The sequence below is a fragment of the Actinomadura coerulea genome (assembly GCF_014208105.1).
GTDB lineage: Bacteria > Actinomycetota > Actinomycetes > Streptosporangiales > Streptosporangiaceae > Spirillospora > Spirillospora coerulea.
The window spans coordinates 7560425-7576533 of record NZ_JACHMQ010000001.1; the positions used below are offsets into that span (position 1 = coordinate 7560425).

The 16109-nt window shown below is 73.5% G+C and carries 14 protein-coding genes; 7 read left to right on the top strand and 7 right to left on the bottom strand.

The window, feature by feature from the left end; genetic code table 11:
- Positions 1–14: 14 nt before the first annotated feature.
- Positions 15–656 (bottom strand): acyl-CoA-like ligand-binding transcription factor, encoded by a 642-nt coding sequence (locus tag BKA00_RS35110; protein ID WP_185032410.1) that lies wholly within the window; start codon positions 654–656, stop codon positions 15–17.
- A complete protein-coding gene (locus BKA00_RS35115; RefSeq protein ID WP_185032412.1) occupies positions 637–2175 on the bottom strand; it encodes an MFS transporter in 1539 nt (512 codons plus the stop codon). The genes BKA00_RS35110 and BKA00_RS35115 overlap by 20 nt, the downstream gene beginning before the upstream one ends.
- A 116-nt stretch (positions 2176–2291) precedes the next feature.
- Between BKA00_RS35115 and BKA00_RS35120 the strand changes: the two genes are divergently transcribed.
- From BKA00_RS35120 to BKA00_RS39555, 5 genes are all read left to right on the top strand, one after another.
- Positions 2292–2813, top strand: a complete 522-nt coding sequence (locus BKA00_RS35120) for a hypothetical protein (protein ID WP_185032415.1) — start codon at positions 2292–2294, stop codon at positions 2811–2813.
- A gap of 128 nt (positions 2814–2941) precedes the next feature.
- Positions 2942–3499 carry a hypothetical protein gene (locus tag BKA00_RS35125; RefSeq protein WP_185032417.1) on the top strand — a complete coding sequence of 186 codons (558 nt, stop codon included), beginning with the start codon at positions 2942–2944 and terminating at the stop codon, positions 3497–3499.
- Between the two features lie 155 nt (positions 3500–3654).
- Positions 3655–4479, top strand: coding sequence for an isoprenyl transferase (locus BKA00_RS35130; protein WP_268248233.1), 825 nt, complete (start codon positions 3655–3657; stop codon positions 4477–4479).
- A gap of 204 nt (positions 4480–4683) precedes the next feature.
- Positions 4684–5970 (top strand): PhoH family protein, encoded by a 1287-nt coding sequence (locus BKA00_RS35135; RefSeq protein ID WP_221494377.1) that lies wholly within the window; start codon positions 4684–4686, stop codon positions 5968–5970.
- 436 nt (positions 5971–6406) lie between these two features.
- Complete coding sequence (locus BKA00_RS39555; RefSeq protein WP_230298963.1) at positions 6407–7414, top strand: aggregation-promoting factor C-terminal-like domain-containing protein; 1008 nt, start codon at positions 6407–6409, stop codon at positions 7412–7414.
- Positions 7415–7478: 64 nt separating this feature from the next.
- Here the strand turns inward: BKA00_RS39555 and BKA00_RS35145 are convergent, their stop codons facing one another.
- The 4 genes from BKA00_RS35145 to BKA00_RS35160 form a co-directional block, all read right to left on the bottom strand.
- Complete coding sequence (locus tag BKA00_RS35145) at positions 7479–8882, bottom strand: class II fumarate hydratase (RefSeq protein WP_185032420.1); 1404 nt, start codon at positions 8880–8882, stop codon at positions 7479–7481.
- A gap of 85 nt (positions 8883–8967) precedes the next feature.
- On the bottom strand, positions 8968–10230 hold the full coding sequence (locus BKA00_RS35150; RefSeq protein WP_185032422.1) for a serine/threonine-protein kinase: 1263 nt from the start codon (positions 10228–10230) through the stop codon (positions 8968–8970).
- 151 nt (positions 10231–10381) lie between these two features.
- The gene (locus BKA00_RS35155; protein ID WP_185032424.1) at positions 10382–12022 is read right to left on the bottom strand and encodes a fumarate hydratase; all 1641 of its coding nucleotides are present in this window, start codon (positions 12020–12022) and stop codon (positions 10382–10384) included.
- A 1-nt stretch (position 12023) separates the two neighbouring features.
- Positions 12024–12965, bottom strand: coding sequence for an EamA family transporter (locus BKA00_RS35160; RefSeq protein WP_185032426.1), 942 nt, complete (start codon positions 12963–12965; stop codon positions 12024–12026).
- Positions 12966–13078: 113 nt separating this feature from the next.
- Here BKA00_RS35160 and pdxR point away from each other — a divergent pair, with 113 nt between their 5' ends.
- Both pdxR and BKA00_RS35170 read left to right on the top strand, forming a co-directional pair.
- Complete coding sequence (gene pdxR / locus BKA00_RS35165; RefSeq protein WP_185032428.1) at positions 13079–14497, top strand: MocR-like pyridoxine biosynthesis transcription factor PdxR; 1419 nt, start codon at positions 13079–13081, stop codon at positions 14495–14497.
- Between the two features lie 29 nt (positions 14498–14526).
- Positions 14527–14760, top strand: a complete 234-nt coding sequence (locus BKA00_RS35170; protein ID WP_185032430.1) for a hypothetical protein — start codon at positions 14527–14529, stop codon at positions 14758–14760.
- Positions 14761–14803: 43 nt separating this feature from the next.
- Here BKA00_RS35170 and BKA00_RS35175 read toward each other — a convergent pair whose 3' ends face one another.
- Entirely contained in the window at positions 14804–16033 is a 1230-nt protein-coding gene (locus BKA00_RS35175) for an MFS transporter (protein ID WP_185032432.1), read from the bottom strand.
- Between the last annotated feature and the right edge of the window lie 76 nt (positions 16034–16109).

Below are 16109 nucleotides of genomic sequence, written 5' to 3' on the forward strand. Positions count from 1 at the left end.
GAGCGGGCGCCGGGTCACAGCGGGCAGCCGCGGCCCAGGAACTCCAGGTTGCGGTCGACGATCCCGGGAAGCTCCTCGGTCGTCGCGCGCCCGTCCATCCACTGGTACATGGCCGCCTGGAGCACGCCGAGGACGGCCCAGGTGAACGTCTCCACGTCCGGGTCGTCGGGCCGCCGTCCGGTCCGGTGGCCGACGACCTCGGTCAGCATGGCGAACGTGCCCTCGCGCAGCGACTCGAACGTGCGGGCGCGCAGCGCCGGGACCTGGGAGGTGAGCCGGAGCCGGGTGTTGACCACGTCCAGGTCGGTCTCGTACATCAGCGGGAGCATCTCGCGGAGCGTGGCGCGCAGCGCCTCGAGGGGGGACAGCCCGGCCGGCTGGTCCCGCATGACCTCCGCCATGATCGGGTCGTACTCGTCGGTGACGACCACGTCCTCCTTGGTGGGGAAGTAGCGGAAGAACGTGCTCGGCGAGATCTCGGCCGCCGCCGCGATCTGCTCCACGGTCGTCTCGTCGTAGCCCCGCTCGCCGAACAGGCGGAGGGCGTGGTCCTGGATCGCCCGGCGGGTCCGCAGCTTCTTGCGCTCCCGCAGCGGCAGCCGGGCGAGCCGGTCCTCCAGCCGGTCGGCGGCGCGCTCACGGGACGACGTGCTCATGGCCCGATTCTCGTGCATCGGCGGCGGGCACCGCATCCCGCCGGACCCGGCCGGGCTGGAAGCGCCACAGGAGCAGCGCCGCCGCGACCGCGGCGGCGGCGCACGCGGCGAACACCGCGTCCATGCCGTCGACGTAGGCGCCGCGGGCCGAGGCGAGCAGCCCGGCGTCGCCCAGCCGCCCGGCGACGGCGACGGCGCCGCCGATGGAGTCGCGCGCCGCGCCCGCCGCCTCGGGCGGCAGCCCGCCGGTGGGCACGCGGTCCCGGTAGAGCGCCGACAGCAGGCTGCCGAGCCCCGCGACACCGAGCGTCCCGGCCGTCTGGCGCAGCGTCTGGACGAGGCCCGAGCCGCGTCCGGCCCGGGCGGCGGGCAGGGCGGCGAGGACCGCGTCCATCGCCGGGACGAGCGTCAGGCCGCAGCCGAGCCCGAGGACGAGCAGCCACGGAACGGTGGCGGAGTAGCCGTCGCCCGGCCCGGTGAGCGCGCCCCAGCCGAAGCCGGCCGCGAGCACGAGCAGCCCGGTGACGAGGATCGGCTTGTGCCCGGCGCGGTGCGCGACCCGGTCGGTGACGATCCCGCCGGCGAGCAGGCCGAGCAGCATCGGCGTGAGGCGCAGCCCGGTGCCGAACACGTCGTTGCCCTGGACGGCCTCCAGGTACTGCGGGAGGACGAACAGCGCCCCCGCCATCATCAGGTTCGCGGTGACCGCGGCGACCATCGCCCAGGTGAAGCGGGGGTCGCGGAACAGCGCCATGTCGATCATGGGTTCGGCGGCGCGCCGCTCCCACAGGACGAACCCGGCCAGCAGGGCGGCCGCGAGCGCGAACGACCCCAGCACCACCGCGTCGCCCCACCCCCGCACGGGGGCCTCGATGACCCCGTACACGAGCGCGACGACGCCGGCCGCCGACAGCAGTGAACCGGCCCAGTCGACCTTCGGTGCGGACGGGTCGCGCGTCTCGGGCAGCAGCAGCGCCACCGCGACGCCGCCGACCAGCACGAGCGGCACGTTGACGAGGAAGACCGACCCCCACCGGAAGTTCTCCAGCAGCCAGCCGCCGAGCAGCGGGCCGAGCGGCAGCCCGAGCGCCGTCGCCGACGACCAGACCGCGACGGCGCGGGTGCGCTCCTCCGGCGGGAAGATCGCGGGCAGCATCGACATGGACAGCGGCAGCACGATCGCCGCGCCGAGCCCCATGAACGCCCGGGCCGCGATGACGCCGCCGGAGCCGTCCGCGAACGCCCCGCCGAGGGAGGCGGCGCCGAAGACGGCGAGGCCGGCCACCAGCAGCCACTTGCGGCCGAACCGGTCGCCGAGCAGCCCGGCGGGGAGCAGCAGGGCCCCGAACACCAGCAGGTAGGAGTCCACGATCCACTGCAGTGCGCTGGTGCCCGCGTGCAGCTCCTCCGACAGCGTGGTCAGCGCCACGTTGAGGATCGTCATGTCGAACCCGAGCGCCAGCATGCTCAGCGCCAGGGCGCCCAGCCCCAGCCAGCGCCGCGTGTGCCCCACTGTCATGACTGCCACCTCCACATGAGTGTCTCTATAAAATGAAAGTAACTATCAAATGGAGGTCATTGTCAATCGGCCTGAGGGCTGGCGTACCGCCCGGCAAGGGATGTAATTTTGATTACATGAATACGAGCGAAGCGGCGGAGCAGCTGCGCGGCTGGTTCACCGGACGGCTCCCCGAGGAGTGGTTCGAGGGGGCGCCCGAGGTCGTCGTCGACCGCGAGGAGGTCGCGGTCGTCGGCGCGCTGCCCGTCCCGGCCGCGGCGGCCGAGGCGTCCGGCGCCGAGCGCGCGGGCGTCGTCGCCGGGCACGTCCAGCGCTTCCGCGAGGAGACCCGCGACCGGCGCATCGCCATCGCCCGGGAGGCCGAGCAGCGCTTCGGCCGCAAGGTCTCCTGGGGTGTGGAGTGCGACGGCGAGCGGGAGATGTTCACCACCCTGTCGGTGCCGGTGATGACGCGGCTGCGGCAGCCCGAGCGCCGCGTCCTGGACACGCTCGTGGACGCCGGGGTCGCCCGCAGCCGCAGCGACGCGCTCGCCTGGTGCGTCCGGCTCGTCGGCAAGAACACCGACGAGTGGCTGGCGGAGCTGCGCAGCGCCCTGCAGCACGTCGAGCGCGCCCGAGCCGCCGGCCCGCGGGCCTGACGGGGCCGGCCGCGCGGAGGCCGGGGCCAACCATTACCCGATCACGATGATCACTGGGTGTGATCATGGTGGCGACCTCCCCTACTGTGCCTGGATAGCCGGCCGGCGCGGGGTGGGAGGTGGACGGGATGCTGGGACTGCGCTGCCTGGACGGGTCCGCCCTCGCGGTGGTCCCGATCGCCTCGCTCGACCGCGGCGGCACGCCGTTCGAGGTCACGCTCGAACTGTGGCGGGACGGCGACTCGTTCGGGGCGGTGGGGGAGCGGTGCGGCTACTTCCTGGCCGGGCTCGCCGCCCGCGTCGCCGCCGCACGGGCCGAGGGGTCCCCGCAGGCGGCGCGCTGGCCCGACCCCGACGACCGCTTCCCCGACCCCGTCCCCGGCGACACCGCCCGCGAGCCCGAGCTGTTCGCGTTCCGGTACCGCGACCGCGGCGACGTGCTCAGCACCGGCGAGCTGCGCTGCTCCCTGCGCACGTCCTCGATGTGGGTCGGCCGCCAGCGGTCCGCGGCGGGACGGTGGCGGGTCGCGCGGCGCGCCGTGATCGAGGCCTGGGGGTCGAGCGGGCGCGGCGTGCGCGCGGTCCTCACGTCGGCCGAGCTGGCGCGTTTTCTCGCCGACCTGCTCGCCGAGGCGGACCGGGCCAGAGCAGGCCATCCGCCCCGCCCGGCGCCTCCCGCGCGTTAGCCTGGCGTCACGGGAACGGTGGGAGAAGTGTCGCCGTCGGGCCATAATTGAGCGACTTTCCGCCAGGGTCGGTTGCTCGAAGGGAAGCCCATATGCGGGTTCGGCGTACGGGAGAGCCGCGCACCAGGATGCCTCGCGGCGCGCGGAGGGACGGCGTGCGCCGGAGCCCCTCCGAGGGCGGGCGGCTGATCTCCGCCCTCCGCCGCACCGGCCCGTACGCGGCCGTCCGCGACGCCGTCTACCGGATGTACGAGCGGCGCGTCGAGGCCGAGCTGCCCACCGACGTCACCCCCCGGCACGTCGGCGTGATCCTGGACGGAAACCGGCGTTGGGCCAGGTCGATGGGGCTGGCCGACGTCAACTCCGGGCACCAGCGCGGCGCCCAGAAGATCTCCGAGCTGCTGCAGTGGAGCGCCGAGGCCGGCGTCGAGCACGTCACGCTCTGGCTGCTGTCGACCGACAACCTCAACCGCCCCGCCGACCAGCTGGAGCCGCTGCTGGCGATCATCGAGAACACCGTCCGCAAGCTCGCCGCCGACGGCTGGCACGTCAAGCCCGTCGGCGCCCTCGACCTGCTGCCCGATAAGACGGCCCGCGTCCTGAAAGATGCCGGAGAGGCCACATCGAGCGCACCCGGCCTGATTGTGAACGTCGCGGTTGGGTATGGAGGTAGGCGTGAGATCGCTGATGCGGTGCGCTCACTGCTCATCGAGCAGGCGAGTCGTGGCACCAGCATCGAGGAACTCGCCGAGATCCTCGACGTGGAGCACATCGCGGAGCATCTCTACACGCGCGGCCAGCCGGATCCGGACCTGGTCATCCGCACCTCGGGAGAGCAGCGGCTCTCCGGCTTCATGCTGTGGCAGAGCGCCCACTCGGAGTTCTACTTCTGCGAAGTCCATTGGCCGGACTTCCGCAAGGTCGACTTCCTGCGGGCCATCCGCTCCTACGCCGCGCGGCATCGGCGCTACGGTACCTGACCGTCCCCTGCGGACCACCGCCCCTGCGCGGGCGGACCTGCGCGCCACCGGCAGTTCCCCCATATCCAGGGAGATCGAGTGGCCACAACCTCCGCGCGCCGTCCCGGCACGTCCGGGAACCCTTCCGGGACTCCTGTTCCGGAGACCTCTGGAGACCTCGGGGGCGCCGCTCCCGGCAGGGAACCGGACCGGCGCACGTACGTCCTGGACACCAGCGTCCTGCTCGCCGATCCGGGGGCGATGACCCGGTTCGCGGAGCACGAGGTCGTACTCCCCATCGTCGTCATCTCCGAACTGGAGGCCAAGCGGCACCACCCCGAGCTCGGCTACTTCGCCCGGCAGGCCCTGCGCACGCTGGACGACCTGCGCCTGCGGCACGGACGGCTGGACGAGGCCGTCTCGGTCGAGGGGCCGCTCGGCGACCAGGGCGGAACGCTCCGCGTCGAGCTGAACCACGCCGACCCGAGCGTCCTGCCGGACGGGTTCCGGCTCGGCGACAACGACACCCGGATCCTGTCGGTGGCCGCGTGGCTGGCCCGCGAGGGACGCGACGTCGTGCTGGTCTCCAAGGACCTGCCGATGCGGGTGAAGGCGTCCGCGGTGGGGCTCGCCGCCGAGGAGTACCGCGCGGAGCTGGCCGTCGTGGAGTCCGGCTGGACCGGGATGCGCGAGCTGGAGGTCACCGCCGGGGCCGTCGAGGAGCTGTACGAGTCGGGGAGCGCCGACCTGGAGGAGGCGCGGGACCTGCCCTGCCACACGGGGCTGCGGCTGCTGTCCGAGCGCGGCTCGGCCCTCGGCCGCGTCCAGCCGGACAAGTCGGTGCGGCTGGTGCGCGGCGACCGCGAGGTGTTCGGGCTGCGCGGCCGGTCCGCGGAGCAGCGGATCGCGCTGGACCTGCTGATGGACGAGGAGGTCGGCATCGTCTCGCTCGGCGGGCGGGCCGGCACCGGCAAGTCGGCGCTCGCCCTCTGCGCGGGGCTGGAGGCCGTGCTGGAGCGGCGGCGGCACCGCAAGGTCGTGGTGTTCCGCCCCCTGTACGCGGTCGGCGGCCAGGAGCTCGGGTACCTGCCGGGCTCGGAGGGCGAGAAGATGTCGCCGTGGGCGCAGGCGGTCTACGACACCCTCTCGGCGGTGACGACGCCGGAGGTCGTGGACGAGGTGGTGGACCGTGACATGTTGGAGGTCCTGCCGCTCACCCACATCCGGGGCCGGTCGCTGCACGACGCGTTCGTGATCGTGGACGAGGCGCAGTCGCTGGAGCGCGGCGTGCTGCTCACCGTCCTGTCGCGGATCGGCGCCGGGTCGAGGGTCGTGCTGACCCACGACGTGGCGCAGCGCGACAACCTTCGCGTCGGCAGGCACGACGGCGTCGCGGCCGTGGTGGAGCGGCTGAAGGGCCACCCGCTCTTCGCGCACGTGACGCTGACCAGGTCGGAGCGCTCGCCGATCGCGGCGCTCGTGACCGACATGCTCGGCGACGTCGGGGTCTGACCCGGCCGAGAGAGGACCCCGGCGGACCGTGACGGCCGCCGGGGTCCTCCTGTCTCAGAACGCCGTCGATGTTCCTACGCAGGGTGATCGTTAAACCCCGTAGGGTAGGAATGTGGCGAAGGTCACATTAGTGCTGGCGTGGGGGGAGAACCGCAGGTCCGTCCGCGTTTTGGGTGCCTGCCGGGCTGGGTTGACAACCGTCCTATCAGCCGCATTCGTCTCGTTTTGGTTGCGAAGCAGCCCTCGGCCTGGGGCATTGTGTCTCCCCGTAAGCACCCCCAGAGCGGTTGCCGGCCCGCGGCGCGCCCCCTGCGCGCGCGACGGGCGGGACGCCGTCCCGGGTCCGAGGCCGCCGGAGCACCGGCGGCAGTCCCGGACCGGGGTGGAAACAGTTCGTGCGCGTGTCCATGCGCGTGCGACCGTCGGAAGGACCGCCTTGTTCGGAGACCGTCCCGGGTCCCCTAGGCGAGACGATCGACAGAGCTCCGACCCCCGGCAGCCGCTGACCGGCGCGGCCCCCGCCCCGGCGCAGACGCCCGACCCCTCCGCGGAGGGGCCCGAGGCGCCGCACGAGGACGACGTGCGCGTCGCCGGCACCGGCCCCCGCGCGGGCGTCCCCGCGGGTGACACGCTCGGCCTCCAGCCCGTCCAGGAGCCGCTCCGCACCGGCGTGTCCGCCGGCGGCCCCGGCGACGAGATCTCCTCCGGCAGGGGCGGACCCCGACGCGCCGGCCGCAAGAGCGGCTCCGGCGGCCGCGCGAGCGGGCCCGGCCCGCGCAAGGAGGGCTCCGGCGGGCGCAACGGCGTGCGGATCGCGGTGGTCGCCGCGGGCGCCGCCGTCCTGCTCGGCGGCGGCGCGGTCGCCGCCTTCGCGCTGACCGGCGGCTCCGGCGACGAGGCCCCCCAGACCGTCAGGCCCACCCGGCAGCTCGCCGACGCCGCCGTGCCGAAGATCGACCCGAAGGTCCTGGAGCAGCAGCGCAAGAAGCTGGCGCTCGACCGGGCCTCCCGCGCGACGCGCCAGGACGGGGGCAAGAAGGGCCCCTCCCTGCTCCCCAAGGGCAAGCCGATCCCGACCAAGACGCCGGAGAAGAAGAAGACCGGCGGCGGCGGCGTCCCGACGGGCGACCCGGTCCCCGCGGGCGAGGCGCAGGCGATCGCCAAGCGGCTGATGCCGAGCTACGGCTTCAGCGGCAGCGGCCAGTTCGGCTGCCTGGTCAACCTGTGGAACAAGGAGAGCCACTGGAACGTCCACGCGTCCAACCCCTCCTCGGGCGCGTACGGCATTCCGCAGGCCCTCCCCGGCTCCAAGATGGGCAGCGCCGGGTCCGACTGGCAGAACAACGCCACCACCCAGATCAAGTGGGGGCTCGGCTACATCAAGAACCGCTACGGCACGCCGTGCGGCGCGTGGTCGCACTCGCAGTCCGTCGGCTGGTACTGATCCGGCCCGGCGCGTCCCGGACGCCGTGCGCGGCGCCTGGGACGCGCGACGGGCGCCGCCCGCCTCAGCGGCGGGCCGCCCCGGTCATCCGCAGCACGTCCAGCGCCTCGTCCAGCTGCTCGACGGTCAGCCTCCCCGCCTCGACGTGGCCGCGCTCCAGCACGACCTCGCGGATCGTCCGGCGCTCCCGCAGCGCCTGCTTGGCGACCTTCGCGGCCTCCTCGTACCCGAGGTAGCGGTTCAGCGGCGTCACGATCGACGGTGAGGACTCGGCGTACTCGCGCATCCGCTCCTCGTCGGCCTCGACGCCGTCCACGCAGCGGTCGGCCAGCAGCCGGGACGCGTTCGCCAGCAGGGTGATCGACTCCAGCACGTTGCGGGCCAGCATCGGCAGCATCACGTTCAGCTCGAAGCTGCCGGAGGCGCCGCCGAACGCGACCGCCGCGTCGTTGCCGATGACCTGCGCGGCGACCTGCGCCACCGCCTCGGGGATCACCGGGTTCACCTTCCCGGGCATGATCGACGAACCCGGCTGCAGGTCGGGCAGCCGGATCTCGGCGAGCCCGGCGCGCGGCCCCGACCCCATCCAGCGCAGATCGTTGGCGATCTTGGTGAGGCTCACCGCGACCGTGCGCAGCGCGCCGCTGGCCTCCACGAGGCCGTCCCGCGCGCCCTGCGCCTCGAAGTGGTCGCGGGCCTCGGTGAGCGGCAGCCCGGTGACCCGCGCGATCTCGGCGATGACGCGGGCGGCGAAGCCCTCGGGGGTGTTGATGCCGGTGCCGACGGCCGTCCCCCCGAGGGGGAGCTCCGCCAGCCGCGGCAGGACGGCCTCCAGCCGCTCCACGCCGTGCCCCACCTGAGCGGCGTACCCGCCGAACTCCTGCCCGAGCGTCACCGGCGTCGCGTCCATCAGGTGGGTGCGGCCGGACTTGACGACGGTCGCGAACTCCCCGGCCTTGCGGGCGAGCGCCGCCTCCAGATGCCGCAGCGCGGGGATCAGCTCGTTCACGACGGCCCCCGTGGCCGCGATGTGGATGGACGACGGGAACACGTCGTTGGACGACTGGGAGGCGTTCACGTGGTCGTTGGGGTGGACGGGGCGGCCGAGCCGCTCCTGCGCCAGCGTCGCCACGACCTCATTGGCGTTCATGTTGGACGACGTCCCCGACCCGGTCTGGAACACGTCGATCGGGAACTGGTCGTCCCACCGCCCGCCGGCGACCTCGCGGGCGGCCTCGGCGACGGCGCCGGCGATGTCCTCGTCGAGGACCCCCAGCTCGGCGTTGACGACCGCCGCGGCGGCCTTGATCTGGCCGAGCGCGGCGATGTGCGCGGCCTCCAGCGTCCGTCCCGAGATCGGGAAGTTCTCCACCGCGCGCTGCGTCTGGGCCCGCCACTTGGCCGCGGCCGGCACCCGGACCTCGCCCATCGAGTCGTGCTCGACCCGGAACTCCTGCTCGCTGCTCATGGAACGCCTCCCACTCGACTTCGGCGGCCGCCGTCGTCCATGGCAGCCCGGTCGGTGGATCACGCATTCCCGCGTGAGGCGCGGATCACTCCTTGTTCAGCGTGTAGTTCTGCCGCTCGCCCGGCTTGCCCGGCGGCTTCTGGAGCCCGTTCACCCAGACGTCGCACGCGGACGCGTCGTAGACGACCGCGTTGATGCGCGGCTGGTCGTACCGGCGCGCCTCGCCCATGGTCAGCGTCTCGTCGCTGAGCACGGTCATCGCGGCCCCCGGGACCGAGACGAAGATCTTGCAGGAGTCGGTGCGGGCCCGGACGACCAGCGTGCTGGTGGCGGCGCCGGGCGGCGCGGCGGCCCGGGTGGTGCGCGCCGGAGTGGACGCGCCGGCGGTGGGGGAGGGGCCGGGACTCTCCCGCATCATCCCGACGATGAGGGCGGTCGCGCCGATCCCGCAGGAGGCGACGGTCGCGCCGATGAGCCCGATCACGACCATCACCCGGTAGCGGGGGGTCGGGGCGCGGCGTCCCGAGCGCGGGCCCGCCATGGCCCGTTCGAGCCGGTCGACCGCGCGGGCGTGGCTGAGCCGCCGGGTCGGGTTCTTCTCCAGCAGCCCGGTGATGACGGGCGCGAGCGCGCCGGCGTTCTGCGGGGCGGGGGTCGACTCGTTGGCCAGCGCCGACAGCGTCGCCATGACGTTCTCGCGCTCGAACGGCGGGCGGCCCTCCAGCGCCGCGTACAGCGTCGCGCCGAGCGACCACAGGTCGGACCGCGGGGTGGCCTTCTCCCCGGCGGCGACCTCGGGAGCCACGTACGCGGGCGACCCCATGAAGTGGCCGGTCTTGGTGAGGCTCGCCGAACCCGAGGAGAACGCGAGCCCGAAGTCGGTGAGGACGACGCGGTCGCCGTCCAGCAGCACGTTGCTCGGCTTCAGGTCGCGGTGCACGATCCCGGCCTTGTGCGCGGTGTTGAGGGCGTCCAGGAGGGCGCGGCCGATGTGCGCGACGCGCTCGGGCGGCAGCGGGCCCGAGCGCTCGATGAGCTGCTCGAGGCTGGGCGCCTCGATCATCTCCATCACGATCCAGGGGCGGCCCTGCTCGATGACCACGTCGTAGACCTCGACGATGGAGTGCGTGCGCAGCTGCGCGGGCGCGCGCGCCTCCCGGAGGGTACGGCGGTAGAAGAGCACCCGGTCGTCCTCGGCGAGGTTGTCGGGGAGCCGCAGTTCCTTGATGGCGACAGCGCGGTCGAGGAGCTCGTCGTGCCCCCTCCACACGGTGCCGTTGGCGCCCTGACCTATCTCCGAGACCAGCCGGTAGCGCGTCGCTAGCACGAGGCGCTCTGACTGTGACATGGCGGAAAAGATACCGGAGTAGCCAGCCGGTCATCGGGGAGACTTCATCACTAACGCGAATTTTGGCCCAATACTGTGACCTCCCGCGGGGAAACCGCCGGGGACCGCCTCCCGGCGGCCCCGGGCGGGGGCCGCCGGCGGCCGCGGGAGGTCAGCGCCTGCCGATGCTCAGGACGGGCCCGGTGGTGTCGGCGAAGAAGTCCTCGCCCTTGTCGTCCACGACGATGAAGGCCGGGAAGTCCTCGACCTCGATCTTCCAGACGGCCTCCATGCCGAGCTCCGGGTACTCCAGGACCTCGACCTTCTTGATGCAGTCCTGCGCGAGGCGCGCCGCCGGGCCGCCGATCGAGCCGAGGTAGAAGCCGCCGTGCTCCTCGCAGGCGTCGGTGACCTGCTTGGACCGGTTGCCCTTGGCCAGCATGACCAGGGAGCCGCCCGCGGCCTGGAACTGCTCGACGTAGGAGTCCATCCGGCCGGCCGTGGTCGGGCCGAACGAGCCCGACGCGTAGCCCTCGGGCGTCTTCGCCGGGCCCGCGTAGTAGACGGCGTGGTCGCGCAGGTACCGCGGCATCGGCTCGCCCGCGTCCAGCCGCTCCTTGATCTTGGCGTGCGCGATGTCGCGCGCCACGACGAGCGGGCCCGTCAGCGACAGCCGCGTCCTGACCGGGTACCGGGTCAGCTCGGCGCGGATCTCGTCCATCGGGCGGTTCAGGTCGATCGCGACGACGTCGTCGTCCAGGTGCTCGTCGGTGGTGTCGGGCAGGTACTGGGCGGGGTCGGTCTCCAGCCGCTCCAGGAACACGCCCTCCGCGGTGATCTTGGCGAGGGCCTGCCGGTCGGCGCTGCACGAGACGGCGATCGCGACCGGGCAGGACGCGCCGTGCCGCGGCAGCCGGATCACCCGCACGTCGTGGCAGAAGTACTTGCCGCCGAACTGCGCCCCGATCCCGAGCTTCTGCGTCAGCTCGAACACCTGGAGCTCCAGCTCCAGGTCGCGGAACCCGTGCCCGAGGGGCGAGCCCTCGGTGGGCATCGCGTCCAGGTAGTGGGCCGAGGCGTACTTGGCGGTCTTCAGCGCGTACTCGGCGGACGTGCCGCCCACGACGATCGCCAGGTGGTACGGCGGGCACGCGGCCGTGCCCAGCGAGCGGATCTTCTCCTCGAGGAAGGACATCATCCGCTTGGGGTTCAGGACGGCCTTGGTCTCCTGGTAGAGGTACGACTTGTTGGCGCTGCCGCCGCCCTTGGCCATGAACAGGAACTTGTAGGCGTCGCCGGGCGCCGCGTACAGCTCGATCTGCGCGGGCAGGTTCGAGCCGGTGTTCTTCTCGTCCCACATCGTCACCGGCGCCATCTGCGAGTAGCGCAGGTTCAGCTTCGTGTAGGCGTCGTACACCCCGCGCGAGATGTGCCTCTCGTCGTCGCCGTCGGTCAGGACGTGCTGGCCGCGCTTGCCCATGACGATCGCGGTGCCCGTGTCCTGGCACATCGGCAGGACGCCGCCGGACGCGATGCCCGCGTTCTTCAGCAGGTCCAGCGCGACGAACCGGTCGTTCGGGGACGCCTCGGGGTCGTCCAGGATCCGGCGGAGCTGCGCGAGGTGCGCCGGACGCAGCAGGTGGGCGATGTCGCGCATGGCGGTCTCGGTGAGCAGCCGCAGGGCCTCCGGCTCGACCTGCAGGAACGTTCGCCCGTTCGCTTCGAACGTCGAGACCCCGTCGGAGGTCAGGAGCCGGTAGTCGGTCTCGTCCGGGCCGAGCGGAAGCAGGTCGGTGTAGGAGAACTCAGGCATCTCAGGCAGATCCTCGCGCGATTCCGATGGGGGCCGCCTCACAGGTTACGGGCTCGGCGGGCGCGGGCTCACGGGGGGCGACCCGGGCGCGCAGGCCCACCACGACGCCCGCGGCGACCAGGGCCGCGCCCGCCAGATCGGCCGGTTCGGGCCGGTCGATGCCGAGCGCGACGGTCGTCACCACCGCGCTGATCGGGATCAGGCCCGCGCACAGCCCGGCGCGGTCGGCCCCGAGCCGCCCGATGGCGTCGTACCAGAGCAGGAACGCGATCGTGGTGACGATGATCGACAGGTAGGTGAAGCCGGCCAGCTCGCCGGCCGTCGGGACGCGCAGCAGCGCCGTCCCGTCCGCGACGAGGCCGGCCGCCAGCAGCATCGGGACGGCCAGCGCGGCGGAGTAGGCCGAGACCCGCAGGGGCCCGAGGCGCGGCAGCAGCGGCACGGCCAGCAGCGAGAAGCCCACCTCCCCGGCGAGGGCGCCGAGCGAGAGCAGCAGCCCGCGGGCGCTGCCGCTGCCGAGGCCGTTCGCGAGCGCCGCCCCCGCCGCCACCACGCAGGCCGCCGCGATGATCGCCGGGGCGGGGCGCCGGCCGTCCAGCAGCGGCCCGACGACCGCGAGCACGATCGGGACCGTCGCGATCACCGTGCCGATGGTGGCCGGGCTCGTGTCCCGGGTGGCCAGCACGATGCAGACGTTGAACGCGACCAGCCCCGTCCCCGCGAGCGCCGTCAGCAGCAGCCAGTCCCGCGCCGAGGGGCGGCGCGCGGGCCCTCCGGCGAGGCGCGCCACGGCCAGCAGGACCAGCGCGGCCGCGGCGTACCGGACCGCCTGGCCGCCGAAGACGGGATAGCCGGAGATGGTCGCCGAGACGGCGGTCAGCGTGCCGACGAGGGACATCGCGGCCGCGGCCCCCGCCATGCCGCGCCTTTGGGAGGTGTTCATGGACTGAACGCTAGGGCGCGGTTGGTCCAGCGGACAGAGCCAATCAAACCCCTTGAACGCGGACCAATACGCTGTCCGTGACGTCCACACCGCCCCTTGACGCTGAGAGTCATGTGACCGACCTTCATCTTTCTCTCGACCGGTCCGCCGGGCGGCTGGCCGCGCAGATCGCCGCGGGCTTCCGCGCGGCGGTGCGCTCCGGCCGGCTGACCGCCGGGACCCGGCTGCCGTCGAGCCGTGATCTGGCCCGTGACCTGGACGTCTCCCGCGGTGTCGTCGTCACCGCCTACGAGCAGCTCACCGCCGAGGGCTTCCTGATCGCCCGGCGCGGCGACGGCACCCGCATCGCGCCGCTGGCCCGCCCCGACGAGGGGGCCGGCCCGCCTCCCCGGCCGCCGGCGCGGCCGGCCGAGCCCCGGGCGGAACCGGCGGTCCTGTACGACCTGTCGCCGGGGCAGCCCGACCTTTCGGCGTTCCCCCGCGAGCGCTGGATCGCCGCCGCCCGCGCCGCGCTGCGCACCCTGCCGCACGACGCGCTCGCCTACCCCGACCCGGCCGGCGTCCCGGACCTGCGGGCCGAGCTCGCCTCCTACCTCGGGCGGGTCCGCGCCGCGCACGCCGACCCCGGCCGGATCGCGATCATGAACGGGGTGGCGCAGGGCCTGTCGGGCCTGCTCGGCCAGCTGCGCGCCGACGGCCACACCGCGCTCGCCGTCGAGGACCCCACCAGCGTCCGGCAGCTGCCGATGCTGGCCGCCGCCGGGGTCCGCACCGTCCGCGTCCCCGTGGACGAGGAGGGCCTGGACGTCGCGGCGCTCGCCCGCACCCAGGCCCGCGCCGTGCTCGTCACTCCCGCGCACCAGTACCCGACCGGCGTCGTGCTGTCCCCGGCGCGGCGCGCCGCGCTGATCGCCTGGGCGCGGGACGCGGACGGCGTGATCCTGGAGGACGACTACGACGCCGAGTTCCGCTACGACCGCGACCCGGTCGGCTGCCTCCAGGGCGTCGACCCCGACCGGGTCGTCCTCCTCGGGTCGGTCAGCAAGTCGCTAGCCCCCGCCCTTCGCCTCGGCTGGGCCCTCGCGCCGCCGTTCCTCGCCGAGGGCCTGCGGGAGCACCGCACCCACACCGACCTCGGCGCGCCCGTCCTGGAGCAGTACGCGCTGACGGAGTTCCTGCGCGGCGGGGGCTACGACCGGCACCTGCGCACCATGCGGAGGCGGTACCGGGCCCGGCGGGACGCCCTCGCCGGCGCGCTCGCCGAGAACCTGCCCGGCGCCAGGGTTCACGGCGTCTCAGCGGGCATCCACCTCTATGTGGAACTGCCGGGCGGGTGCGACGAGGACGAGGTCGTGGAGCGCGCCGCGCGGGCCGGGGTGTCGGTCGCGGGCGCCCGCGCCATGTGGTCGCCGCGCCGCGCCGAGGACGCGCCCCCCGCGCTCGTCCTGGGCTACGCGGCTCTCCCCGAGCCGCGCCTGGTCAAAGCCGCGCAACTGCTGGGTCAAGCGGTTGCTCACGGTGGTGGAGGGTAAGAACAGCATCCCCGGTGTAGGAGGTATGCATGAGTCTGGAAGAGGCCGCGCGGCAGTTGAAGATGGCCGGCCACGACGCGCAGGTGGCCTTCGACTGTGTCGGTCTGGGCGACCTCGAACGGGCGCAGGAGCACGCCTTGACGCTCCGGGCCGCGGCCGACGCCGCCGAAGTGGCGCTCAGCCAAGCCCTGAAGGACATGTCTCCCGAAGAGGCCCAGACGGAAGGCGAGCGCGCGGTCACGGCTCTGGCCGAAGACGCGTGAGCAGTGTCTTCCCAGGGGCTGCCCCCTGGGAAGACACACCCCTTCAGGCCATCGGGCGTTCCATGGCGGGGGCGTCGGGACGGGCGCCCTCGACCGGGTTCGGGGCGAAGCCCTTCGCGGTGGCGAAGACGACCAGGATCAGGGCCGTCGGGACGATGAAGGCGATGCGCAGGCCGTGGTCGGCGCTGAGCGGGGCGATGGCGCCGACCACGGCGGCGCCGAGGACGAAGCCGACATAGTTGAAGATGTTGACCCGGGCGACGGCGACGCCGAGGCCGGTCGGGTCGACGCGTCCGGCGGCGGAGAAGGACACCGGGGCGATCACGCTCAGGCCGAGTCCGGCGAGCGCGAACGCGGCGATCGCGACGGCCGCGTTGGGCGCGGCGACCACGCCCGCCATGCCGAGGACGCCGACCAGGCCGCCGATCCGCACCACCCTGACGGCGCCCGAGCGGCGGACGGCGAGGTCGGCGACGGCGCGGCTGACGACCATGGTGACCTGGTAGGCGACGTAGCCGAGCGGGGCGACCCAGTCGCTCGCCGACAGTTCGTCGTCGAGGTACTTGGCGCCGTAGCTGGAGATCGCCGAGTCGGCCAGGTAGGCGACGGCCATCGCGGCGCCCACGACAAGGATCGGGCGCCACGGGACGCTGCGCCCGGCCGCCTTCAGCTCCGCGGCGGTGGGGCCGTCCCCCTCCTCGGCGCGCCGGTAGAGGCGGCCGCCGGTGGCGAGCGAGGCGGCGACGCCGACGGCGGCGGCGAGGGCGAAGCCGGTGAACAGCGACAGGTCGAGCCTGTTGGCGAGGGACGCCCACAGTCCGCCGAGGATCCCCGCGACGCTCCACACCGCGTAGAACCCGGTGATCAGGCTGATTCCGTACCGGCGCTCGACGGCGATCGCCTGGGCGTTCATCGAGGCGTCCACCGCGCCGACGAACAGGCCGAAGGCGGCGACGGTCACGTAGAGGGCGAGGTCGTTGTCGGCGGTGAGGCCGATGAGGGCGATCGTGACGGCGACGGCGGGCTGGGAGACGCGCAGCACCGGGGCGCTGCCGAACCGCTGGAACAGCGCGCCGGACGCGACGCTCCCCACGCCCGCGACCAGCGGCACCATGAGCAGCACCAGCGACAGGGTGGCGTCGCTGAGGTGGTGCGACTCCTGCATCTTCGGTACCTGCGTGACCAGCGAGGCGAAGCAGAGCCCCTGGACGGCGAACGCCGTGTACGCGGCGAACCTGGCCCGGCGGTCCCGGGCGGTGGTGCCCTCGCTCATGCGCCCCGACCTCTCTGGCTGCGCACCCGTAGAAGACGCAATGTGAAGAAGATTCGCGTCAGCGTAGGGACAGGGG

Bases quoted from the DNA above. Each gene is read 5' to 3' on its own strand.
- BKA00_RS35110 (WP_185032410.1), bottom strand. From the start codon at position 656: ATGAGCACGTCGTCCCGTGAGCGCGCCGCCGACCGGCTGGAGGACCGG.
- BKA00_RS35155 (WP_185032424.1), bottom strand. From the start codon at position 12,022: ATGCCTGAGTTCTCCTACACCGACCTGCTTCCGCTCGGCCCGGACGAG.
- BKA00_RS35160 (WP_185032426.1), bottom strand. From the start codon at position 12,965: ATGAACACCTCCCAAAGGCGCGGCATGGCGGGGGCCGCGGCCGCGATG.
- BKA00_RS35170 (WP_185032430.1), top strand. From the start codon at position 14,527: ATGAGTCTGGAAGAGGCCGCGCGGCAGTTGAAGATGGCCGGCCACGAC.
- BKA00_RS35120 (WP_185032415.1), top strand. From the start codon at position 2,292: ATGAATACGAGCGAAGCGGCGGAGCAGCTGCGCGGCTGGTTCACCGGA.
- BKA00_RS35175 (WP_185032432.1), bottom strand. From the start codon at position 16,033: ATGAGCGAGGGCACCACCGCCCGGGACCGCCGGGCCAGGTTCGCCGCG.
- BKA00_RS35115 (WP_185032412.1), bottom strand. From the start codon at position 2,175: ATGACAGTGGGGCACACGCGGCGCTGGCTGGGGCTGGGCGCCCTGGCG.
- BKA00_RS35145 (WP_185032420.1), bottom strand. From the start codon at position 8,882: ATGAGCAGCGAGCAGGAGTTCCGGGTCGAGCACGACTCGATGGGCGAG.
- BKA00_RS35125 (WP_185032417.1), top strand. From the start codon at position 2,942: ATGCTGGGACTGCGCTGCCTGGACGGGTCCGCCCTCGCGGTGGTCCCG.
- BKA00_RS35150 (WP_185032422.1), bottom strand. From the start codon at position 10,230: ATGTCACAGTCAGAGCGCCTCGTGCTAGCGACGCGCTACCGGCTGGTC.